Below are 21,114 nucleotides of genomic sequence, written 5' to 3'. Positions count from 1 at the left end.
CCGAGCTGCCCCCTGCCGCCGCCTCCCCGACTCCCCGCGGCAATGCACCGAGTCATGCTCCCGTGCGCGCGGGAGGGCTGTCCAGCCGACGTGTGTACTTGTTGTGCAAGTGCAATGTGGGGCGCCCGGAAGAGTGCGTGGTCAAGCAAAGGTACGAGAAGCGGCCAGGGGCGAACTTGGGCCATGACACACCCCCCTGCGAGAATGGCCCCATGACCGCCCAGATTCTCGATGGCAAGGCCACCGCAGCCGCGATCAAGTCCGATCTGACCGCCCGCGTGGCGGCGCTGAAGGAGAAGGGGGTCACGCCGGGTCTCGGCACGATCCTCGTAGGGGAGGACCCCGGAAGCCAGAAGTACGTCGCGGGCAAGCACCGCGACTGCGCGCAGGTCGGCATCGCGTCGATCCAGCGCGAGCTGCCCGCGACGGCCACGCAGGAGGAGATCGAGGCCGTCGTCCGCGAGCTCAACGAGGACCCGGCCTGCACCGGTTACATCGTGCAGCTGCCGCTGCCCAAGGGCATCGACGAGAACCGCGTCCTGGAGCTGATGGACCCGGACAAGGACGCCGACGGCCTGCACCCGATGAACCTCGGCCGCCTGGTGCTCAACGAGCCGGCGCCGCTGCCCTGCACCCCGTACGGCATCATCACGCTGCTCCGGAAGCACGGCGTGGAGATCAAGGGCGCGGAGGTCGTCGTCGTCGGCCGTGGCGTCACGATCGGCCGGCCGATGCCGCTGCTGCTCACCCGCAAGTCGGAGAACGCGACGGTGACGCAGTGCCACACCGGCACCCGTGACCTGTCCGCGCACCTCAAGCGGGCCGACATCGTCGTGGCCGCCGCGGGCGTGCCGCACCTGATCAAGCCCGAGGACGTCAAGCCGGGCGCCGCCGTGCTCGACGTCGGCGTCTCGCGCGACGAGAACGGCAAGATCGTCGGCGACGTCCACCCCGGCGTCACCGAGGTCGCGGGCTGGATCTCGCCGAACCCTGGCGGCGTCGGCCCGATGACCCGTGCCCAGCTCCTCGTGAACGTGGTCGAGGCCGCCGAACGGGACGCGAACGGTGTCGGCTGAGGCGGCGGGCGCCGCGGGCGCCGCTGGCGGCGGGTTCGGGAGTGCGTCCGGGGCGGCTTCCGCGGGAGTGTCCGGACGCGCCGCGATGAGCGCCGCGGAGGACGCGCCTGACAGCGCGTCCGCAGACGCGTCCGCAGACGATTCCGCAGTTGGCTCCGCAGGCGGGAAGAAGACCGGTAGCCGGCGTTTCCCGCTCTTCACGCGTGACACCGCGCGACCGGAGGGCGGCGGCCGGGCCGCCGGCGGGGACGCGCCCGCGCCCGCCCGCCAGTGGCCGCTGATCGCCGTTCTCTCGGTGACCGCGCTCGGGCTGCTGCTGACCGCCTTCGGCCTTTTCCGCGTCGGCACGATCCTGGTGGGTGTCGCGCTGATCGGCGGGGCCGTGCTGCGCTGGCTGCTGCCGGACGTCGGGATGCTGGCCGTGCGCTCGCGCTTCACCGACATGATCACGTGCGCGGGCCTCGGCATCGTCATCGTGCTGCTCGCGATGATGGCGCAGCCCGACCCCTGGCTGAAGCTTCCGTTTCTTCAGGACACCCTCCACTTCACGGTGCGATGACCTGTCGGCGAGCCACTGACAACCCCAAGTGACAGGCGGGGCCTCCTCATTGGAGGCCCCGCCTCCCTTTGTGGTGATCTCCAGCACGTTCTCCGCGTTTTCCGCACGCGGGGCCCGCTGCACGCTGTCGAATGACCCCGTGCGCCCCCGGACCGGGAACCTGACACCCGGTTTCCCGCATCTCAATGGGTAGCCAGTGGGGGCCGAAGCGCGAAGCGCGGCGCGGGGGGACAGGGCTCGCGGGGGGATCTAGGGGGAAGGGCGATATGCCTCGTTGGAAGGCGCTTCCGGATGAACTCGACCCACAGGTCAGGGAGTTCACCGGACAGCTGCGCCGGCTTGTGGACCGCAGCGGCCTGGGGATCGCCGCGCTCGCGGACCGTACCGGGTACAGCAAGACGTCGTGGGAGCGGTATCTGAACGGGCGGCTGCTCGCGCCCAAGGGTGCCATCGTCTCGCTCGCCGAGGTGACCGGCACCAATCCCGTTCATCTGACGACGATGTGGGAGCTCGCGGAGCGCGCGTGGAGCCGTTCCGAGATGCGCCACGACATGACCATGGAGGCCATCCGGATTTCCCAGGCGCGGGCCGCGCTGGGCGAGTTCGGGGGGCCCGCGCAGGCCACGCAGACCAAACCGGCCAAGCAGAACAAGCAGGCTCAGCAGGACAAGCAGGCTCAGCAGGGCGGGGCGAAGAGCCCGACCGTGCCGCCGCAGGCGTCCGCGCCGAGCATCGACCAGTTCGGTCCCGCTCCGGTGCTGCCGCCGGAGGAGCCGCCGCGGGGCGCGGTGCCGGGCGGCGGGGGCGGCAGGCGCCGGCTGCTGATGTTCGGGGCCGGGGCGCTGGGCGCGGCCCTGATCGTCGCCATCGGCTTCTTCGTGCTCAACGGGAAGGGGGGCGACGGAGCCGAGGCCAGGAAGTCGCCCTCGCCGAGCGCGAGCGCGCCCCAGCTGCCCGACGGCGTGAAGTGCGTGGGCGCGGGCTGCGGCGGCAAGGACCCAGAGGCGATGAACTGCGGCGGTGACCTCGCCCAGAACTCGACGGAGGCCGTGATCGGCTCCGTGACCGTCCAGGTCCGCTACAGCAAGACGTGCAAGGCGGCGTGGGGCCGGATCCAGGGCGCGGCGCCCGGGGATGTCGTACGGCTCCAGAAGGGTGCCGCGTCCTCGAAGAAGGGCACGGTGAGCGCCGCGGACACGGACGCGTACACGCCGATGATGGCCGTGGACGCGGCCTCCGACGTCAAGGCGTGCGTGACGCTCGCGAGCGGACAGAAGGGCTGCACCAAGTAGCTCCGCAGCGGTTCCGAGGCAGCTCCGCGCGACGGGGCATGGGTGCGCCGCTTCGGGGAAGGCGCAGCACTACCCCCACGGGATGACGCAGTGGCACCCCCACGGCGGCCGTTCGAGCCTTTCTCTCCCGGGCCCGGACGGCCGTCCTCGTGTGGGGCGGGCCACATGTACCTGTGGTTCCCGTGCGGGCGGGGCGCGATAGCCTGACGAAAGGATCTCTTGATACCAAGAGATCGATCAAATTGACCTGCTGTCCTACGGAGAACGCCATGACCCGCACTCCCGTGAACGTCACCGTCACCGGCGCCGCCGGCCAGATCGGCTACGCACTGCTCTTCCGCATCGCCTCCGGCCAGCTGCTCGGCGCGGACGTGCCGGTCAAACTGCGTCTCCTGGAGATCACCCCGGCGCTCAAGGCCGCCGAGGGCACCGCCATGGAGCTCGACGACTGTGCCTTCCCGCTGCTTCAGGGCATCGAGATCACCGATGACCCGAACGTCGCCTTCGACGGCGCCAACGTCGGCCTCCTCGTCGGCGCCCGCCCGCGTACGAAGGGCATGGAGCGCGGCGACCTGCTCGAGGCCAACGGCGGCATCTTCAAGCCGCAGGGCAAGGCGATCAACGACCACGCCGCGGACGACGTCAAGATCCTGGTCGTCGGCAACCCGGCGAACACCAATGCGCTGATCGCCCAGGCCGCCGCCCCGGACGTACCGGCCGAGCGCTTCACCGCGATGACCCGCCTCGACCACAACCGCGCGCTGACCCAGCTCGCGAAGAAGTCGGGCGCCACGGTCGCCGACATCCAGCGCCTGACGATCTGGGGCAACCACTCGGCGACCCAGTACCCGGACATCTTCCAGGCCACCGTCGCCGGCAAGCCCGCCATCGAGGCCATCGGCAACGACGAGGCGTGGCTGGCCGAGGACTTCATCCCGACCGTCGCCAAGCGCGGTGCCGCGATCATCGAGGCCCGTGGCGCGTCCTCGGCCGCCTCCGCCGCCAACGCCGCGATCGACCACGTCCACACGTGGGTCAACGGCACGGCCGAGGGCGACTGGACGTCCATGGGCATCCCGTCGGACGGCTCGTACGGCGTGCCGGAGGGCATCATCTCGTCCTTCCCCGTCACCACGAAGGACGGCAAGTACGAGATCGTCCAGGGCCTGGAGATCAACGAGTTCTCGCGCACGCGCATCGACGCGTCCGTGCAGGAGCTGGTGGACGAGCGCGAGGCCGTCCGCGGCCTGGGCCTCATCTGATCCACTGATGCGCGCCTGACGCTCATGTGACCCGCGCGGTCGCGGCGGTTGCCCCTCGGACATCCCGGTGTCCGAGGGGCAACCGCTTTTCTGTGGTCCCACCACGGACCCATGCGGAGTATCCAGTTCTGCATGTCACCGAGACGTCCTATGCTTCTCCTGCATCAACTGCCGCGCGTGTACGGGCAGTTCGAACAGTCATCATCGATGGCAATGTCGGGGGAGTGGTGTGAGCACCGCCTATGTTCCAGAGCAGTCGTCATCCGGGACCGATGTCGGGGCGGTGGGGCCACCCCCGCCGACGAAACCGCCGCACGCCAGCGAGGCCACCCGGCTGCTCTGCGCCGGCGCCTATCTCGACCAGTCCTACCGCGACCGTGTCATCGAGCAGCTGCATCTGTACGAGCAGCGCATCGTGGCGCCCTCGCTCGGCTTCGACGCGGCCCGCGTCCTCGCGCACGCGTTACGCGCCCGGCGCATCGAAGTGGCCTGGTCCGCGGCCGTGCTCGGCCTGTGGGTGGTGGGTCTGCCGCTGACCGACTACTGGATCCTCGCGTTCCTGCTGCCGTCCGCGCTGCTCGCGCTCGGCGTCTGGATCCGCGGACCCGGCAAGCGGCCGCCGGTCTACCGCCGGGTGATCGCCTGGTACGTGCGCTGGTGGGGGCGGATCCTGCTGGCGATGCTGCTGGTCTCCACCGTGGCCATGGTCGTCGGCGGAGGCGAGGACAGCTACGACAGCACCTCCTACGAGGTCCGCTCGGGCCTCAGTGAGAGCCTGCCCTCCGCGGTGAGCTGGATGGTTCCCGAGAGCACCGGCTCCGGTGACGCCCTGCACGGCTGGCTCACGCTGCTCGTGCTCGCCCTGATCGCCGGGTGCGTGGGCGCCCAGTGCAGCCAGTTCGCCCGCGCGCTCGGGGCCGAGCTGTCCGAGGCGCGGTTCGGGGACGCGTCCGCCGACCCGGCGGAGAGCGCCGAGGGCGCCCGCTTCCAGCGAGTGAAGCGGCGGATCAGGGAGGAGCAGCACGCACCGCTGATCATGTACCACGCGGTCCGCCCGTTCTGCGGGGCGGGCGAACCGGTCGACACCTGGACCCTCGCCGTCGAGCTGCGTCCCGACGGGATGAAAAAGCAGCAGCCGCTCAACAACCGGAAGATCCTTGAGCAGATCCGGCCGCTGCTCGAACAGCTGCGGCTGCCCGCCGAGTTCGCGGGCACCACCGTGCGCGACCGGCTGCGCCGGCTGGAGATCGACGAGTGCGTCTTCCTGCCCGCCGAGGGCCTCGCGCACCGGCAGGACGCCCCGTACCAGGAGGAGAGGTTCGAGGAGCACCGGGCCCGGTCCGTCGAGGAAGGCGCGGAGAAGCGTCGGCACTTCCTGCGGATCCGGGTCGGCGGCTGGGAGGAGGAGCTGGTCGTCACCGTCTTCGTCCGCGTCCACACCCAGGGCCGGATGCTGATGCTGGAGATCGCGCCGCACGTCCTCGCCCCGGTGCGCGAGCCGTTCCAGAACGCGGACCGCGCCGCCCACCAGTTCCGCCAGAACAACCCGGTCGGCAAGGCCGCCTGGGCCTTCGCGCGGGTGGCGGGCTCGCCCGTGCGCTCCCTCGTCACCATCGGCCGCTGGGCCGGTTACGGCTGGCAGGTGCTCACCGGCGGGCACAGCGGCGCGCTGCCGGACGGCCCCGCCCTGTCGGTGCGCGAGCTCGGCTCGGAGGGGCCCGGCTCGCAGTTCCAGCAGATGGACGTCGAGCGCTACCTCAAGTCGATCCAGGACCGCATCGCCAACGGAGTGCTGCACGCGCTCGCCGAATCCGGTTACCAGACCGGCGAGTTCGTCCAGAAGATCGTGAACATCAGCAGCGGCGGCGTGAACATCGACCGCGTCGAGGACTCCACCTTCGCCGTCGGCTCGCACGCCCGCGCGACATCGGGAGCGCCCGGCGGCACCCGGAACGAGAAGGGAACCGACGACCATGGCAGCGAGTGACGAGCCCTCGGTCACCATCGGTGACGTCCACGGCAGCACCTTCGCCATCGGCAGCCACGCCCACGCGGAGAGCCACACGAACAGCGCGCCGCAGAACGACGAGGCGATGCGGGAGCTGCTGGAAGCGGTGCGCGCGCTCCGCGCCGACCTGCCCCGGCTCCGCGACGACGACGGACGGGTGCGCACCCTCGACGCCGAACTCGCCGAGACGGAGGGCGAGATCACCCGCACCGGCAGCACCCCGCCGAGCCGGATCGAGCGGCTGCGCGCGCTGCTCGGAGACTCGCAGGCGGTCGTCTCGCTGCTCTCGTCGGCCGGCACGGTCGCCGCGATGCTGGGGAACATGAGATGAGCGGAAGGCACTGGAACGAGGAGACCCAGCGCTGGGAGGAGGCGGGCTCGGGCCCCGGCTCTGTCTCGTCGCCGCCTCCGCCGCGCCCGGAGTACGCCCCGCCGGCGCCCTGGCCGGGCCCCGAACCGCAGGAGCCGTCCCCGTCGCCGCCCGGCCGGGGCCGGCGCTTCGCCCTCGTCATCCTGGCGGCGGCCGTGTTCGGCGCCGCTGTCGCGACAGGGGCGGTGCTGATGACCCGCGGGGACGACCCGGTGCCCGACCCGAAGCCGAATCCGACGTCCCCGAAGCCCATCCACAGCTCTCCGACACCGCCACCGTCCCCCACCCCCTCGCCGAGCGGGGAGCTTCCCGCCGGCTACCGGCAGGTGAAGGACGCGGCGGGCTTCACGCTCGCGGTGCCCGACGACTGGGACCGCAGCGAGAACGAGCAGGGGGTGTTCTACACGTCGTCCGACGAGGCCTCGCTCATCCAGGTCTTCACCATCACGGAGCCGGACACCACACCGCTCCAATCGCTCCGGGTCGCGGCCGGGAACCTCTCGACGAGCCTTTCGAAGGACGGGTACGAGCAGTCCTCACTGAAGGAGACCCCGGCCCCCGAGGGGGCCTCGGACGACGTGACCGACGACGCGGCCGAGCTGGTCTACGCGTACGACAGCGAGAAGCTGGGCGCGCGCAGAAAGGTGGTCGACCTCGCGTTCACCGCGCAGGACGGCACGCAGTACGCGGTGCTCGTCGCGGGCCCGGAGACCGAGTGGCCCGCGCAGAAGGCCCGGCTCGCCACCGTGCTCTCGCGGTTCAAGGGGGAGTGAAAGGGCGCGGGCGGTCGGCCCTGCTCTCACGCAGCGTCGCCGCCCACACCCGCGCCGTGTCGTGACACAGCGCACTTTCGTCGCCGTACGGGCATGCTTCCCACACGTCGGGGCAGGGGCTTCCGACGTCACCGAGAGAGCGCCAGAAGGCGTTTGCGGTACTCGGGGACATTCCCGGAACGGAAGGCGAAGCAGGTCGTGTCAGTGCAAAACACCATTCATGTCGACGGAGAGTGGCGCGGGGCCGCGGCAGGGGCCACGCGCGAGATCCTCGACCCTGCGGATGCCAAGCCGTTCGCCGTGATCGCCGAGGGTGGCACCGAGGACGCGGACGCCGCGATCGCCGCCGCCCGCAAGGCCTTCGACGAGGGCCCGTGGCCGACCACGCCCGTCGCCGAGCGCGCCGCGCTGCTGCGCCGCGTCGCCGACCTCCTCGTCCGCGACCGGGAGAAGATCGGCCTCCTGGAGAGCCGGGACGCGGGCAAGACCGTCGAGGAGGGCCGCGTCGACGTCGACTGCGTCGCCGACGCCTTCCGCTACTTCGCCGACCTCGTCATCGGCGAGGGCGCGGGCCGCGTCGTCGACGCCGGTTCCGACGACATCCACAGCGTCGTCGTGCACGAGCCCGTCGGCGTCTGCTCGATGATCACGCCGTGGAACTACCCGCTCCTCCAGGCGAGTTGGAAGATCGCCCCGGCGCTCGCCGCGGGCAACACCTTCGTCATCAAGCCGAGCGAGATCACGCCGCTGACCACGGTCGTGCTGATCGAGCTGCTGGTCGAGGCCGGGCTTCCGCAGGGCGTCGCCAACATCGTGACCGGCCCCGGCGCGACCGTCGGCGCCCGCTTCGCCGACCACCCCGACGTCGACCTCGTCTCCTTCACCGGCGGCCTGATCAGCGGCACCAAGGTCGCGCAGGCCGCGGCCGTCTCCGTCAAGAAGGTCGCCCTCGAACTCGGCGGCAAGAACCCGAACGTCGTCTTCGCCGACGCGTGCGAGACGGAGGAGGGCTTCGACACCGCCGTCGACCAGGCCCTCAACGCCGCCTTCATCCACAGCGGCCAGGTCTGCTCCGCCGGCTCCCGGCTCATCATCGAGGAGTCCGTGCGCGAGCGCTTCGTCGCCGAACTCACCCGCCGCGCCGAGAAGATCCGCCTCGGCCGCGGCACCGAGGACAACGTCGAGTGCGGCCCGCTCGTCAGCGAGCCGCAGCGCGCCAAGACCGAGGACTACGTCGCCTCCGCGCTCGCCGAGGGCGCCGTGCTGCGCTGCGGCGGCAAGCGCCCCGAGCCCAGCGACGTGCGGCCCGCCACCGGCTACTTCTACGAGCCGACCGTCCTCGACCAGTGCCACCGCGAGATGCGCGTCGTCCGCGAGGAGACCTTCGGCCCGATCCTCACCGTCGAGACGTTCCGCACCGAGGACGAGGCCGTCACCCTCGCCAACGACACCGAGTACGGCCTCGCGGGCGGCGTGTGGACCGCCGACGCGGGGCGCGCCCGCCGCATGGCGCGCCGCCTGCGCCACGGCACCGTCTGGATCAACGACTTCCACCCCTACCTCCCGCAGGCCGAGTGGGGCGGTTTCGGAAAGAGCGGCGTCGGGCGCGAGCTGGGCCCCGCCGGGCTCGCCGAGTACCGCGAGAGCAAGCACGTGTACCAGAACCTGGCGCCGAAGCCGGTCCGCTGGTTCGCGGGCTGACGTCGTCCGTGGTCGTGGCCTCGCGTCCGTGCGCGTAGGCCGTGTGAACGTCTCGGGGCTCTGCCCCGGACCCCGCGCCTCAATCGCCGGCGGGGCTGGAATTTGTGGATTTCTTGGAGCTGAGCAGAGCAATGTCTGAAAACACCTACGACTACGTCATCGTCGGTGGCGGCACCGCGGGATCGGTGATCGCCTCCCGGCTCACCGAGAACCCGGACGTCACCGTCGCCGTCATCGAGGGTGGCCCCAGCGACATCGACCGCGACGACGTGCTGACGCTGCGCCGCTGGCTCGGCCTGCTCGGCGGCGACCTGGACTACGGCTACACCACCACGGAGCAGCCGCGCGGCAACTCGCACATCCTGCACAGCCGCGCCAAGGTGCTGGGCGGCTGCTCGTCGCACAACACGCTCATCTCGTTCAAGCCGCTGCCCGGCGACTGGGACGAGTGGGCGGCGGCGGGCGCCGAGGGCTGGGACCACAAGACGATGGACCCGTACTTCTCCAAGCTCCGCAACAACATCGTCCCGGTCGACGAGAAGGACCGGAACGCGATCGCGAGCGACTTCGTGGCCGCCGCGCAGGCGGCGACCGGCGTCCCGCGCGTCGAGGGCTTCAACAAGGGCCCGTTCAAGGACGGCGTCGGCTTCTTCGACCTCGCGTACCACCCCGAGAACAACAAGCGCTCCAGTGCCTCGGTGGCCTACCTCCACCCGCACATGGAGGCCGGCGACCGCCCCAACCTGACGCTCCTCCTTGAGACGTGGGCGTACAAGCTGGAGTTCGACGCCTCGGACGAAGGGCTGACCGCGCGCGGCGTGCGCGTGCGCGGCAAGGACGGCGCGGAGAAGCTCATATCGGCGCGCACCGAGGTCCTCGTGTGCGCCGGAGCCGTCGACACGCCCCGCCTCTTGATGCACTCCGGCATCGGCCCGAAGGCCGACCTGGAGGCCCTCGGCATCCCGGTCCTGCACGACCTGCCGGGCGTCGGCGAGAACCTGCTCGACCACCCGGAGTCCGTCATCGTCTGGGAGACGAACGGCCCGATCCCCGAGAACAGCGCCATGGACAGCGACGCCGGCCTGTTCATCCAGCGGGACCCGGAAGCGGCCGGGCCCGACCTGATGTTCCACTTCTACCAAATCCCGTTCACGGACAACCCGGAGCGCCTCGGCTACGTACAGCCGGAGCACGGGGTGTCCATGACGCCGAACATCCCCAAGCCGAAGAGCCGCGGCCGCGTCTACCTGACCAGCGCGGACCCCGAGGTCAAGCCCGCCCTCGACTTCCGTTACTTCACGGACGAGGACGACTACGACGGCAAGACCCTCGTCGACGGCATCAAGATCGCCCGCGAGATCGCCAAGACCGAGCCGCTGGCCGGCTGGCTCAAGCGCGAGGTGTGCCCCGGCCCCGACGTCACGGACGACGAGGCGCTCAGCGAGTACGCGCGCAAGGTCGCGCACACCGTCTACCACCCCGCGGGAACTTGCCGCATCGGTGCTGCGGACGATGAACTCGCCGTGGTAGACCCCCAGTTGAAGGTCCGCGGGCTGAATTCCATCCGTATCGCCGACGCGTCCGTCTTCCCGACGATGCCCGCGGTGAACCCGATGATCGGGGTGCTCATGGTCGGGGAGAAGTGCGCCGAACTGCTGGGTGGTGATGCGTGATGAGCGCGACGATGACTTCTGTGGACGCTGGTGAGCGGACCGGTTCCGAGACCGTGTTCGCCGTGCGCAACCTGTGGAAGGTGTTCGGCCCGAAGGCCGAACGCGTCCCGGGCGACGCCGAGTTGACGGACCTGAGCGCCGCCGAGCTGCGCGAGCGGACCGGCTGCACGGCCGCCGTTCGCGATGTGTCGTTCGACGTGAAGCGGGGCGAGGTCTTCGTTGTCATGGGCCTGTCGGGCTCCGGCAAGTCGACCCTCGTACGCTGTCTGACCAGGCTCATCGAGCCGACGTCCGGCACGCTGGAGATCGACGGCGAGGACGTCCTGGGCATGGACAAGTCCCGCCTGCGCGAACTCCGCAGGCACCGCGCGGCGATGGTCTTCCAGCACTTCGGCCTCCTCCCGCACCGCACGGTCCTCGACAACGTCGCGTACGGCCTGGAGATCCAGGGCGTGGGGCGTGCCGAGCGCCGGGCGAAGGCGATGGAGGTCGTCGCGAAGGTCGGCCTCGACGGGCTGGAGCAGCGCCGCCCCGGTCAGCTGTCCGGCGGCCAGCAGCAGCGCGTCGGCCTGGCGCGGGCGCTGGCGGTCGACCCCGAAGTCCTCCTCTTCGACGAGCCGTTCAGCGCGCTCGACCCGCTGATCCGGCGCGACATGCAGGAGGAGGTCGTGCGCCTGCACCGCGAGGAGGGGCGCACGATGGTCTTCATCACCCACGACCTCCAGGAGGCGCTGCGCCTCGGCGACCGCATCGCCCTGATGCGCGACGGCAAGGTCGTCCAGCTCGGCACGCCCGATGAGATCGTGGGCGCGCCCGCCGACGACTACGTCCGCGAGTTCGTCCGCGATGTGCCGCGCGAGCAGGTCATGACCGTACGCAGGGCCATGCGGCCCGCCGATGCGGACGAGGCCGACCGCGGTCCTTCGATCGCGGCCGATGCCACGGTGTCGGAGGCGATCGAGGCGGTTGCTTCCAGCGGGTTCGCCGTGCGGGTGGTGGACCAGGGTGAGTGTGTCGGCGTGGTCGACCACGAGCTTCTGCTGGGCGTTGTGGCCGGTGTGTCGTCCGACGCGGGAGCCGTTCCTACGTCTCGGGGCTCCGCCCCGGACCCCGCGCCTCAATCGCCGGCGGGGCTTGATTTGCCCACCGCCGCCGAGGGCAAGAAGGCCGACGAGGGTACGGAGGCGGGCTGATGGCTGCTGCCGTAACGGCTGCTCCGGCCACGAGTACCGCTGAGCAGCCCCGTCCGTTCTGGCGCAACCGCGCCCTGGGCAAGATCGTCCTGCTCGCCGTCGTCGCCGCGATCCTCGTGCCGCTGGCCCACGCCAAGTGGCACAGCGGGACCTGGCCGCACGCCCTCACCGTCGACCTCACCGAACCCCTCGGCAAGGCCACGGACTGGGTGATCGACAACCGGGACAGCCACCCGCTGTTCCTGTACTTCTTCGGCTACATCAGCAACGCGGTCGTCCTGTCCGTGCGCGCCGTATACCTGGTCCTGCTCGCCATGGGCTGGGCCGGCGTGACGGCGGCGGCCGGGCTGATCGCCTGGCGGGTGGCGGGCCGGCGCCTCGCCGCGTCCGCGGTCGTCGCGTTCCTGGCCTGCGGCGCCCTCGGCATGTGGGTGCCCACCATGCAAACCCTCGCCCTGATGGTGATCGCCGTGCTCGTCTCGGTGTTCCTCGGCGCGGTCCTCGGCCTCGCCGCGGGCCTGAGCGACACCATGTACCGGGGGCTGCGCCCGGTCCTCGACACCATGCAGGTGCTGCCCGCCTACGCGTACCTGCTCCCGGTCGTCCTCATCTTCGGCATGGGCGTCCCGGCCGCCGTGCTCGCCACGGTCGTCTACGCCGCCCCGCCGATGGCCCGCCTCACCGCGCTCGGCCTGCGCTCCGCGGACGGCGGCGTGATGGAAGCCGTCACCTCGCTCGGCGCGACGGCCCGCCAGCGACTCCTCTCCGCCCGCCTCCCGCTGGCCCGCAAGGAGCTCCTCCTCGGCCTCAACCAGACGATCATGATGGCGCTCTCCATGGCCGTCATCGCGTCCGTGATCGGCGCGGGCGGCCTCGGTGACCGCGTCTACCAGGCGCTCGCCTCCGTCGACGTCGGTGCCGCGCTCGCGGCCGGCATCCCGATCGTGCTGCTCGCGGTCGTCCTCGACCGGGTCACGGCCGCGGCCGGAGCCCGGATGGGCTCGCACGACCCGGCCGCCGTGCCCGCGAAGTGGGACGTGCTCGCCGTCGTCGTCGGCACCGGGGTGGTCGCCGTCGTGGGCCGCCTCGTCGGCCGCCTCGACTGGCCCGACTCCTGGACCGTGAACATCGCCACGCACGTCAACGACGCCGTCGACTGGATGACGGACCACCTGTACTCCGGCGTCCCGTACATCGGCGGCACCGCCGACTGGGCCGCGCACTTCACCACGGGGATCCTCAACCCCGTGCGCGACGGCCTCACTTGGCTGCCCTGGTGGTCGGTGCTGCTGATCGTCGCCGCGCTCGCCTGGCTGATCGGCACCTGGCGCACCGCGCTCACCGCGGTCCTCGCGATGGCGGGCGTCGGCGTACTGGGCGTGTGGAAGCCGTCCCTCGACACGCTGTCGCAGGTCATCGCGGCGGTCGCCGTCACGCTGGTCCTCGGCTTCGCGATCGGTATCGCCGCGGCCCGCAGCGAGCGCTTCGAGCGGTTCCTGCGCCCCGTCCTCGACGTCTTCCAGACGATGCCGCAGTTCGTGTACCTGATCCCGGTCGTCGCGCTCTTCGCCGTCGGCCGCGCCCCGGCGGTCGCCGCCGCGGTCGTCTACGCGCTCCCCGCCGTCGTACGCATCACGACACAGGGCCTACGACAGGTGGACCCGGCCGCGATGGAGGCGTCCCGCTCGATGGGCGCGACGGCGGGCCAGCAGCTCCGCCAGGTCCAACTCCCGCTCGCCCGCCCGGCGTTGCTGCTCGCCGTCAACCAGGGCATCGTCCTGGTCCTCGCCGTCGTCATCATCGGCGGTCTGGTCGGCGGTGGCGCGCTCGGCTACGACGTCGTGTTCGGCATCGCCCAGGGCGACCTCGCCACGGGCCTCGTCGCGGGCGCCGCGATCGTCTGCCTGGGCCTGATGCTCGACCGGGTGACACAGCCGACCGGGCGCCGCGAGAACGCCGGAAAGGGGGCCTGACATGGGTATCGGTATCCGAACGCGATTCCGTACGCGCATCAGCACACGCCTGACGCCGCTGAAGGCGGTCATCGGTGTGGGGACGTTGCTGGCGGCCACCGGCTGCGGCGCGGCCGACATGACCAAGCAGTCCTCGCCGTTCGCCAACGCGCAGGGCGCCAGGACGGTGACCCTCTCGGTCCAGTCCTGGGTCGGCGCGCAGGCGAACGTGGCCGTCGCCAAGTACCTCCTGGAGCACGAACTCGACTACCGCGTCGACACCGTGCAGGTCGACGAGGTCCCCGCCTGGGACGCCCTCAGCCAGGGCCGCGTCGACGCGATCCTGGAGGACTGGGGCCACCCCGATCAGGTGCAGCGCTACGTCAAGGACAAGAAGCTGATCGAGCCGGGCGGCGACCTCGGCGTCACGGGCCACATCGGGTGGTTCGTCCCGACGTACTTCGCGAAGAAGCACCCGGACATCACCAATTGGAAGAACCTGAACAAATACGCCGACCAGCTCAAGACGGCGGAGAGCGGCGGCAAGGGCCAACTCCTCGACGGCTCCCCGTCGTACGTGACGAACGACAAGGCGCTGGTGAAGAACCTGAACCTGGACTACCAGGTCGTCTTCGCCGGCTCCGAGGCCGCGCAGATCACGCAGATGAAGCAGTTCGCCAAGCAGAAGAAGCCGTTCCTGTCGTACTGGTACACGCCGCAGTGGCTCACGAAGCAGGTGCCGATGACGGAGGTGAAGCTGCCCAAGTACAAGGAGGGCTGCGACGCCGACCCGCAGAAGATCACCTGCGCGTACCCGACGACGTCGCTCCAGAAGTACCTGAACACGGACTTCGCCAAGCACGGCGGCGAGGCGGCGCAGCTCCTGAAGAACTTCAAGTGGACGACGGACGACCAGAACGAGGTCTCGCTCCTGATCGCCGACAAGAAGCTCACGCCTGAGGCCGCCGCCAAGAAGTGGGTCGACACGCACGAGTCGACGTGGAAGTCCTGGCTCCCGAAGAAGTAGCCAGGAGAAGAAGCCGGAGGGGACTGTGACGGCTGACGACACGTGGTCGTCGCCAGCCGTCACAGTCCCCTCCGGTCCAGGCGCCGCGCACGCGGGCCGGAACAGCTGGGACCCGGACGCCACGCTCAGCGCAGGCTCTCCGCGATCTTCCGTACCGCCTCCATCGCCCGACGCTGCAAGCCAGGGCCGAACGTGACGCGGGTCGCGCCCAGTTCGCCCCATTCGCGGGGTGACGGGCCGCCAGGGGGTGCGCCCACGTTGAGTGGGCCCGTGATTCCGGAGCGCAGGGCGGGCAGCGCGTCCGCCGGGGCGCCGATCGGGTAGACGCAGTCCGCGCCCGCCGCCACGTACAGGCGGGCGCGTTCCACCGCCTCGTCGATCGGGTTCGCGGCGCCGCGGATGAACGTGTCGACGCGCGCGTTCAGGATGATGCGGTCGCCCGCCGCCGCGCGGACCTCCGCCAGCCAATCCGCGTGCTGCTGAGGGGACTTGAGGGTGCCGTCGGGGGCCGAGTCCTCCAGGTTGCAGCCGACCGCGCCGGTTTCCAGGAGGCGTTCCACCAGTTCCTTCGGCGCGAGCCCATACCCGCCCTCGATGTCCGCCGACACCGGCACCGACACCGCGCGCACGATCCGGTGGACCGCCGCGAACATCTCGTCCGCCGGGGTCTGCCCGTCCTCGTGGCCGAGTGATGCCGCGACCCCGGCGGACGGAGTCGCGAGGGCCGGGAAGCCGGTCTCCTCGAAGACGCGGGCGCTCGCCGCGTCCCACGGGCCGGGGAGGACGAGAGGGTCGCCGGGGGAGCGGTCGTGGTGCAGGGCGCGGAGCTGCTCGACAGGGCTCACCATGCGGGGCCTCCTGGTTCGATGCGACGGCTCACCATCAGCCGGTTCCAGTTGTTCATGACCGTGATCGAGGCGATGAGGTGGGCGAGTTCGGGCTCGGTGAAGTGCCGCGCCGCCGTCTCGTACGTCTCGTCGGGGACGTAGCCGTCCGTCAGGAGCGTCATGGCGTCGGTGAGCGCGAGCGCAGCCCTTTCCCGGTCGTTGAACGCGTCGCCGGCCTCACGCCACGCGTTCAGCAGCGCGATGCGTTTCCCGGATTCGCCGTTCTTCCGCACCGCGATGTCGACGTGCATGTCCAGGCAGAACGCGCACTGGTTGATCTGCGACGCCCGGATCGCCACCAGTTCGGTGAGGACCGGGTCGCCGAGGCCCTTCTTGGCCGCCGCGCTGAGCGCCTGCATCGCCGTCCGGACCCCGGCGTCCAACTGCCGTGTGCGCACGGTCACTTGTAGTCGCCCGGCGTGTAGTGACCCGGCGACTGGCGGGTCGAGACGCCGAACCGGTTCCAGGCGTTGATCACCGTGATCGCGGCGATCAGCTGGGCCAGCTCCTGATCCTCGTAGACCTTCGCCGCCCTCTCGTACACCTCGTCCGGCACGAAGCCGTCGGTGAGGACCGTGATCGCTTCGGTGAGCTCCAGGGCCGCGATCTCCTTCTCCGTGTAGAAGTGCTTCGACTCCTCCCACGCGCTGAGCTGGATGATCCGCTCCACGCTCTCGCCCGCCGCGAGCGCGTCCTTCGTGTGCATGTCGAGGCAGAGCGCGCAGCGGTTGATCTGCGAGGCGCGGACCTTGACCAGTTCGGCGATCTTGGGGTCCAGGCCCGCGCGGGCGGCCGCGTCCAGCTTGATCATCGCCTTGAAGACCTCGGGAGCGTGGCGGGACCAGTCGAGGCGGGGGGTGTGCTCGTGCACGTACACGGGGTTCGCGGTGCTGTTGGTGGTGCTGTTCTCGGTGCTGTTCTCGTTGTTCGTCATGCTTCGAGCCTACGGAGGAAGTAGCCCAGGAGTATGGTCCATTTACGTGGAAGAATCTTGGGCCAATTCGGCCTCCGGGCGAGCGCTCGGCATCGACCTGCACCTCGACACCGGCGGCTCGGGAGGCGTGCGCCGCGGCCTCACCGACGCGCTCCGCGAGGCCGTACGCGGCGGGCGACTCGCCCCCGGCACCCGGCTGCCCGCCTCCCGCACCCTCGCCGCCGACCTCGGCCTCGCCCGCAACACGGTCGCCGACGCCTACGCCGACCTCGTCGCCGAGGGCTGGCTCACCGCCCGGCAGGGCTCCGGCACCCGGGTCGCCGAGCGGCCGGGGCGGGCGCCGACCCCGGTCCCCGCCACCAACCGCGTCCCCTTCGGCGGCCACCGCTACGACCTCATGCCCGGCCGCCCCGACCTCGCCTCCTTCCCCCGCGCCGAATGGCTGAAGGCCGCCCGCCGCGCCCTCACCACCGCCCCGAACGAGGCCCTCGGCTACGGCGACCCCCGCGGCCGCCCCGAACTGCGCGCCGCCCTCGCCGGCTACCTGGCCCGCGCCCGCGGCGTACAGGCGTCACCGGAACGCATCGTCGTCTGCGCAGGATTCGTGCAGGGCATGATCCTGCTCGGCGAGGTGCTGCACGGGCGCGGTGTGCGCGATGTCGCCGTGGAGTCGTACGGGCTCGGTCTTCACTTGGGGTATCTGACCCGGCCCGGACTCCGCACTCGACCGCTCCCATTCGACCAAGAAGGAGCGGACGTGCGGGAGTTGGGCTCCGGCGAGAGGGCTGCCCTGCTCACGCCCGCCCACCAGTTCCCCCTCGGCGTCGCCCTGCACGCCCGCCGCCGCGCCGCCGCCGTCGACTGGGCGCGCCGCACCGGCGGGCTGATCCTGGAGGACGACTACGACGGCGAGTTCCGCTACGACAGGCAGCCCGTCGGCGCCCTCCAGGGCCTCGACCCCGACCGCGTCGTCTACCTCGGCACGGCGAGCAAGTCCCTCGCCCCCGGACTGCGGCTCGGCTGGATGGTGCTGCCCGCGCCGCTCCTCGACGAGGTCGTCGCGGCCAAGGGGTACACCGACTGGTCCTGCGGTGTCCTCGACCAGCTCACGCTCGCCGAGTTCCTCGAATCGGGCGCGTACGACCGTCATGTGCGCGCCTCACGGCTCCGCTACCGGCGCCGCCGCGACCAGCTCGTCTCCGCCCTCGCCGAGCGCGCCCCGGCCGTGCGCGCCACCGGCATCGCCGCCGGACTGCACGCCGTGCTCACGCTCCCGCCCGGCACCGAACGGTCCGTCGTGCAGGCCGCCGCCTGGCAGCGCCTCGGCATCGCGGGCCTGGCCGAATTCCGGCACGAGGACGCGCCGCCGCCGGAACACCCCATGGACGCCCTGGTCGTCGGCTACGGCACCCCGCCCGACCACGCCTGGCCGGGCGCGTTGGATACCCTGTGCCGCGTCCTGCCCTAGGGCAGCACACGCACGTACACGCACGCGACGGGGGAGAACTTCATGACGGACAACACCACCCAACGACGGCTGCGCTCCGGCACCGTCGCCCTCGGCGGCCTCGGCCTGCTGGCCGCCGCGCTCACCGCCTGCTCCTCGGACTCCGACGTCGACAAGCGCTGCATCGACCGCAACAGCTACAACGCGGGCAAGGGTTACAAGGTCGTCTCCGACAAGTACTGCAAGTCCTCGTCCAGCACGACCGGCAAGTCCTCGGTCAACGGCGGCTGGTACTACGGCGGTTCGAAGAAGGGCAGCCGCGTCGGCGGCGGCTCCTTCACCAAGTCCTCCGGCGGAGGCGGTGTCACCCGCGGCGGCTTCGGCGGCGGCAAGGGCGGAAGCTCCGGCGGCTGAGCCGGAGGCGACCAGTACCCATGAAGCGCCACACCATCACCCCGCGCCCCGACTGGCAGCGAACCGTCGAGGAACAGGGGCTCATCTACCCGCTCACCCGCTACCCCGACGACTCCCTGCGCCCCTACTGGGACGAGAGCGCCTACTACGAGTTCTCCCTCCCCGAGGTCGAGGCGCTCGAAGAGGTCGTCGAGGAACTGCACCGCATGTGCCTCGCCGCGGCCGAACACATCGTCCGCACCGACCGCTTCGCCGACCTCGGGATCACCGACCCGCGCGTCGTGGCGGCCGTCACCGAGGCCTGGCAGCGGCGCGCCGAACTGCCGTCCCTCTACGGCCGGTTCGACCTGCGCTACGACGGCACCGGCCCCGCGAAGCTCCTCGAGTACAACGCCGACACCCCCACCTCACTCGTCGAGGCCGCGAGCCCCCAGTGGTTCTGGATGGAGGAGCGGTTCCCCGGCGCCGACCAGTGGAACTCGCTCCACGAGCGGCTCGTCGACGCCTGGAAGAAGCAGGCCGCCCTGCTCCCGCCCGGCAGCCCGCTCCACTTCGCGCACTCCTCGGCCGACGAACTCGGCGAGGACCTCATGACCGTCGGCTACCTGAAGGAGACCGCCGAACAGGCCGGCCTGGACACCGACTGGATCTCCATGGAGGAGATCGGCTGGGACAGCCTCTCCGGGCGCTTCGTCGACAACCAACTCCGGTTCATCCGCAGCTGCTTCAAGCTGTACCCCTGGGAATGGCTCACCACCGACGCGTTCGCCCCGCAGGTCCTCGGCAGCCTCGACAACGGCGGCGGGACGGGCACGACGATGTGGATCGAGCCCGCCTGGAAGATGCTGCTCAGCAACAAGGCGCTGCTCGCGGTGTTGTGGGAGCTGTACCCGGGCCACCCGAACCTGCTGCCCGCCCACCTCGACGGACCGCGCGAACTCGCCTCCGCCGAAGGGCCCGGCTACGTATCGAAACCGCTGCTCGGCCGCGAGGGCGCCGGCGTCACGATCCACGCACCCGGATCGTCCGCGCCGACGGAATCCGAAGAGGCCCGCTGCTACCAGCAGTTGAGCGAACTGCCCGACTTCGACGGCAACCGCGTCGTCCTCGGCGCGTGGGTCGTCGGGGACGAGGCGGCGGGCCTCGGCATCCGGGAGTCGGCGGGGCTGGTCACGGACGAGTACGCCCGCTTCCTGCCCCACGTCATCCGCTGAGCCGTCCGACGGATCAGGCGCCCAGCACGGCCCGCAGCTGATCGAGTCCCCAGTCCAGATCGTCCTTGCTGATCACCAGCGGCGGGGCGATCCGGATGGTGGACCCGTGCGTGTCCTTCACGAGCACGCCCCGGTCCATCAGCTTCTCCGAGATCTCCCGGCCCGTCCCGTACGACGGGTCGATGTCGACGCCCGCCCACAGACCGCGCCCGCGCACCCCGGTGACCTTCCCCGTTCCGGTCAACAGGCCCAGTTCGGCGTGCAGATGCTCACCCAGCTCCGCCGCCCGCTCCTGGAACTCCCCGGTACGCAGCATCGCGATCACCTCGAGGGCGACGGCGCAGGCGAGGGGGTTCCCGCCGAACGTCGACCCGTGCTCGCCCGGCCGGAACACCCCGAGCACGGCCTTGCTCGACACCACCGCCGACACCGGCACGACGCCGCCGCCGAGCGCCTTGCCCAGCACGTACACGTCCGGCACCACACCCTCGTGCTCGCACGCGAACGTACGGCCCGTCCGGCCGAGCCCCGACTGGATCTCGTCGGCGATGAACAGCACGTTCCGCTCGCGCGTCAACTGCCGCACTCCGCCCAGGTATCCGGGCGGCGGCACGAGCACGCCCGCCTCGCCCTGGATCGGTTCGAGCAGCACCGCCACCGTGTCGTCCGTGACCGCGGCCCGCAGCGCGTCCAGATCCCCGTACGGGACGATGTCGAAGCCCGGCGTGTACGGGCCGAAGTCGGCGCGCGCCTCCTCGTCCGTGGAGAAGCTGACGATGGTCGTCGTACGCCCGTGGAAGTTGTCGCTCGCGACCACGATCCGCGCCCGCCCGTCCGGCACGCCCTTGACCCGGTAGCCCCACTTCCGGGCGGTCTTCACGGCCGTCTCGACGGCCTCCGCCCCCGTGTTCATCGGCAGCACCATCTCCATGCCGCACAGCTCGGCGAGCTCCGTGCAGAACTCGGCGAACCGGTCGTGATGAAAGGCCCGCGACGTCAGCGTCACCCGCTCCAGCTGCGCCTTCGCGGCGTCGATGAGCCGGCGGTTGCCGTGCCCGAAGTTGAGCGCCGAGTACCCGGCGAGCATGTCGAGATAGCGCCGCCCCTCGACATCCGTCATCCACGCGCCCTCGGCGGTCGCGACGACCACGGGAAGCGGGTGGTAGTTGTGCGCGCCGTGGTCCTCGGCGCGGGCGATTGCTGCTTCGGTAGCACTCACGGGATCTCCGTTCGTCGCGGCTCGTGGCACCGCACGTAGCGCTGGGCGTGGGACGGGCTTGTGGCCCCTTCCTATCGTCGCTCGCGATGTGGACGTGGAAACCTCGCCGGACG

19 protein-coding genes are annotated in these 21,114 nt (G+C 71.0%); 15 read left to right on the top strand and 4 right to left on the bottom strand.

Annotated features, from left to right (window positions below; genetic code table 11):
* The first annotated feature begins 212 nt into the window (after positions 1 to 212).
* From ACP4E5_RS19405 to ACP4E5_RS19350, 12 genes are all read left to right on the top strand, one after another.
* Positions 213 to 1,076, top strand: a complete 864-nt coding sequence (locus ACP4E5_RS19405; RefSeq protein WP_425830414.1) for a bifunctional methylenetetrahydrofolate dehydrogenase/methenyltetrahydrofolate cyclohydrolase — start codon at positions 213 to 215, stop codon at positions 1,074 to 1,076.
* Between the two features lie 85 nt (positions 1,077 to 1,161).
* Complete coding sequence (locus tag ACP4E5_RS19400) at positions 1,162 to 1,635, top strand: DUF3017 domain-containing protein (protein ID WP_425830412.1); 474 nt, start codon at positions 1,162 to 1,164, stop codon at positions 1,633 to 1,635.
* Between the two features lie 266 nt (positions 1,636 to 1,901).
* Positions 1,902 to 2,927, top strand: a complete 1,026-nt coding sequence (locus ACP4E5_RS19395; protein ID WP_425830410.1) for a helix-turn-helix domain-containing protein — start codon at positions 1,902 to 1,904, stop codon at positions 2,925 to 2,927.
* Between the two features lie 269 nt (positions 2,928 to 3,196).
* On the top strand, positions 3,197 to 4,189 hold the full coding sequence (locus ACP4E5_RS19390) for a malate dehydrogenase (RefSeq protein WP_425830408.1): 993 nt from the start codon (positions 3,197 to 3,199) through the stop codon (positions 4,187 to 4,189).
* Between the two features lie 229 nt (positions 4,190 to 4,418).
* Positions 4,419 to 6,176, top strand: a complete 1,758-nt coding sequence (locus tag ACP4E5_RS19385) for a hypothetical protein (RefSeq protein ID WP_425830406.1) — start codon at positions 4,419 to 4,421, stop codon at positions 6,174 to 6,176.
* Entirely contained in the window at positions 6,163 to 6,528 is a 366-nt protein-coding gene (locus ACP4E5_RS19380) for a hypothetical protein (protein ID WP_425830404.1), read from the top strand. Before ACP4E5_RS19385 ends, ACP4E5_RS19380 begins: the two co-directional genes overlap by 14 nt.
* Complete coding sequence (locus ACP4E5_RS19375) at positions 6,525 to 7,340, top strand: hypothetical protein (RefSeq protein WP_425830402.1); 816 nt, start codon at positions 6,525 to 6,527, stop codon at positions 7,338 to 7,340. Before ACP4E5_RS19380 ends, ACP4E5_RS19375 begins: the two co-directional genes overlap by 4 nt.
* A 198-nt stretch (positions 7,341 to 7,538) precedes the next feature.
* Complete coding sequence (locus ACP4E5_RS19370; RefSeq protein WP_425830400.1) at positions 7,539 to 9,041, top strand: aldehyde dehydrogenase family protein; 1,503 nt, start codon at positions 7,539 to 7,541, stop codon at positions 9,039 to 9,041.
* A 131-nt stretch (positions 9,042 to 9,172) separates the two neighbouring features.
* The gene (locus ACP4E5_RS19365) at positions 9,173 to 10,714 is read left to right on the top strand and encodes a GMC family oxidoreductase (RefSeq protein WP_425830398.1); all 1,542 of its coding nucleotides are present in this window, start codon (positions 9,173 to 9,175) and stop codon (positions 10,712 to 10,714) included.
* Positions 10,715 to 10,725: 11 nt separating this feature from the next.
* Entirely contained in the window at positions 10,726 to 11,907 is a 1,182-nt protein-coding gene (locus ACP4E5_RS19360) for a quaternary amine ABC transporter ATP-binding protein (protein ID WP_425830396.1), read from the top strand.
* Positions 11,907 to 13,880, top strand: coding sequence for an ABC transporter permease (locus ACP4E5_RS19355; protein WP_425830394.1), 1,974 nt, complete (start codon positions 11,907 to 11,909; stop codon positions 13,878 to 13,880). Before ACP4E5_RS19360 ends, ACP4E5_RS19355 begins: the two co-directional genes overlap by 1 nt.
* 118 nt (positions 13,881 to 13,998) lie before the next feature.
* Positions 13,999 to 14,886, top strand: coding sequence for an ABC transporter substrate-binding protein (locus ACP4E5_RS19350; RefSeq protein ID WP_425841470.1), 888 nt, complete (start codon positions 13,999 to 14,001; stop codon positions 14,884 to 14,886).
* A 125-nt stretch (positions 14,887 to 15,011) separates the two neighbouring features.
* Here the strand turns inward: ACP4E5_RS19350 and ACP4E5_RS19345 are convergent, their stop codons facing one another.
* From ACP4E5_RS19345 to ACP4E5_RS19335, 3 genes are read right to left on the bottom strand one after another with little or no spacing between them, the layout of a single operon-like run.
* Positions 15,012 to 15,734, bottom strand: coding sequence for an isocitrate lyase/PEP mutase family protein (locus ACP4E5_RS19345; protein WP_425830392.1), 723 nt, complete (start codon positions 15,732 to 15,734; stop codon positions 15,012 to 15,014).
* On the bottom strand, positions 15,728 to 16,177 hold the full coding sequence (locus tag ACP4E5_RS19340; protein WP_425830390.1) for a carboxymuconolactone decarboxylase family protein: 450 nt from the start codon (positions 16,175 to 16,177) through the stop codon (positions 15,728 to 15,730). Before ACP4E5_RS19340 ends, ACP4E5_RS19345 begins: the two co-directional genes overlap by 7 nt.
* Entirely contained in the window at positions 16,174 to 16,707 is a 534-nt protein-coding gene (locus ACP4E5_RS19335; protein WP_425830388.1) for a carboxymuconolactone decarboxylase family protein, read from the bottom strand. Before ACP4E5_RS19335 ends, ACP4E5_RS19340 begins: the two co-directional genes overlap by 4 nt.
* A 46-nt stretch (positions 16,708 to 16,753) precedes the next feature.
* Between ACP4E5_RS19335 and pdxR the strand changes: the two genes are divergently transcribed.
* From pdxR to ACP4E5_RS19320, 3 genes are read left to right on the top strand one after another with little or no spacing between them, the layout of a single operon-like run.
* A complete protein-coding gene (gene pdxR / locus ACP4E5_RS19330; RefSeq protein WP_425830386.1) occupies positions 16,754 to 18,175 on the top strand; it encodes a MocR-like pyridoxine biosynthesis transcription factor PdxR in 1,422 nt (473 codons plus the stop codon).
* 42 nt (positions 18,176 to 18,217) lie between these two features.
* Positions 18,218 to 18,568, top strand: a complete 351-nt coding sequence (locus tag ACP4E5_RS19325; RefSeq protein ID WP_425830384.1) for a hypothetical protein — start codon at positions 18,218 to 18,220, stop codon at positions 18,566 to 18,568.
* 20 nt (positions 18,569 to 18,588) lie between these two features.
* Positions 18,589 to 19,782, top strand: a complete 1,194-nt coding sequence (locus ACP4E5_RS19320; protein ID WP_425830382.1) for a glutathionylspermidine synthase family protein — start codon at positions 18,589 to 18,591, stop codon at positions 19,780 to 19,782.
* A 13-nt stretch (positions 19,783 to 19,795) separates the two neighbouring features.
* On the opposite strand, the gene rocD is transcribed toward ACP4E5_RS19320, so the two are convergent.
* On the bottom strand, positions 19,796 to 21,001 hold the full coding sequence (gene rocD, locus ACP4E5_RS19315; RefSeq protein WP_425830380.1) for an ornithine--oxo-acid transaminase: 1,206 nt from the start codon (positions 20,999 to 21,001) through the stop codon (positions 19,796 to 19,798).
* Between the last annotated feature and the right edge of the window lie 113 nt (positions 21,002 to 21,114).

Source organism: Streptomyces fractus (assembly GCF_049844455.1).
Lineage (GTDB): Bacteria > Actinomycetota > Actinomycetes > Streptomycetales > Streptomycetaceae > Streptomyces > Streptomyces fractus.
The sequence above is the reverse complement of the archived record's forward strand: the minus strand, read 5'-3'. Positions and strand labels throughout refer to the sequence as shown.

Bases quoted from the DNA above. Each gene is read 5' to 3' on its own strand.
- ACP4E5_RS19345 (WP_425830392.1), bottom strand. From the start codon at position 15,734: ATGGTGAGCCCTGTCGAGCAGCTCCGCGCCCTGCACCACGACCGCTCC.
- ACP4E5_RS19360 (WP_425830396.1), top strand. From the start codon at position 10,726: ATGACTTCTGTGGACGCTGGTGAGCGGACCGGTTCCGAGACCGTGTTC.
- ACP4E5_RS19405 (WP_425830414.1), top strand. From the start codon at position 213: ATGACCGCCCAGATTCTCGATGGCAAGGCCACCGCAGCCGCGATCAAG.
- ACP4E5_RS19355 (WP_425830394.1), top strand. From the start codon at position 11,907: ATGGCTGCTGCCGTAACGGCTGCTCCGGCCACGAGTACCGCTGAGCAG.
- ACP4E5_RS19395 (WP_425830410.1), top strand. From the start codon at position 1,902: ATGCCTCGTTGGAAGGCGCTTCCGGATGAACTCGACCCACAGGTCAGG.
- ACP4E5_RS19375 (WP_425830402.1), top strand. From the start codon at position 6,525: ATGAGCGGAAGGCACTGGAACGAGGAGACCCAGCGCTGGGAGGAGGCG.
- ACP4E5_RS19365 (WP_425830398.1), top strand. From the start codon at position 9,173: ATGTCTGAAAACACCTACGACTACGTCATCGTCGGTGGCGGCACCGCG.
- ACP4E5_RS19335 (WP_425830388.1), bottom strand. From the start codon at position 16,707: ATGACGAACAACGAGAACAGCACCGAGAACAGCACCACCAACAGCACC.
- ACP4E5_RS19350 (WP_425841470.1), top strand. From the start codon at position 13,999: ATGACCAAGCAGTCCTCGCCGTTCGCCAACGCGCAGGGCGCCAGGACG.
- ACP4E5_RS19400 (WP_425830412.1), top strand. From the start codon at position 1,162: ATGAGCGCCGCGGAGGACGCGCCTGACAGCGCGTCCGCAGACGCGTCC.
- ACP4E5_RS19320 (WP_425830382.1), top strand. From the start codon at position 18,589: ATGAAGCGCCACACCATCACCCCGCGCCCCGACTGGCAGCGAACCGTC.
- ACP4E5_RS19380 (WP_425830404.1), top strand. From the start codon at position 6,163: ATGGCAGCGAGTGACGAGCCCTCGGTCACCATCGGTGACGTCCACGGC.
- ACP4E5_RS19325 (WP_425830384.1), top strand. From the start codon at position 18,218: ATGACGGACAACACCACCCAACGACGGCTGCGCTCCGGCACCGTCGCC.
- ACP4E5_RS19390 (WP_425830408.1), top strand. From the start codon at position 3,197: ATGACCCGCACTCCCGTGAACGTCACCGTCACCGGCGCCGCCGGCCAG.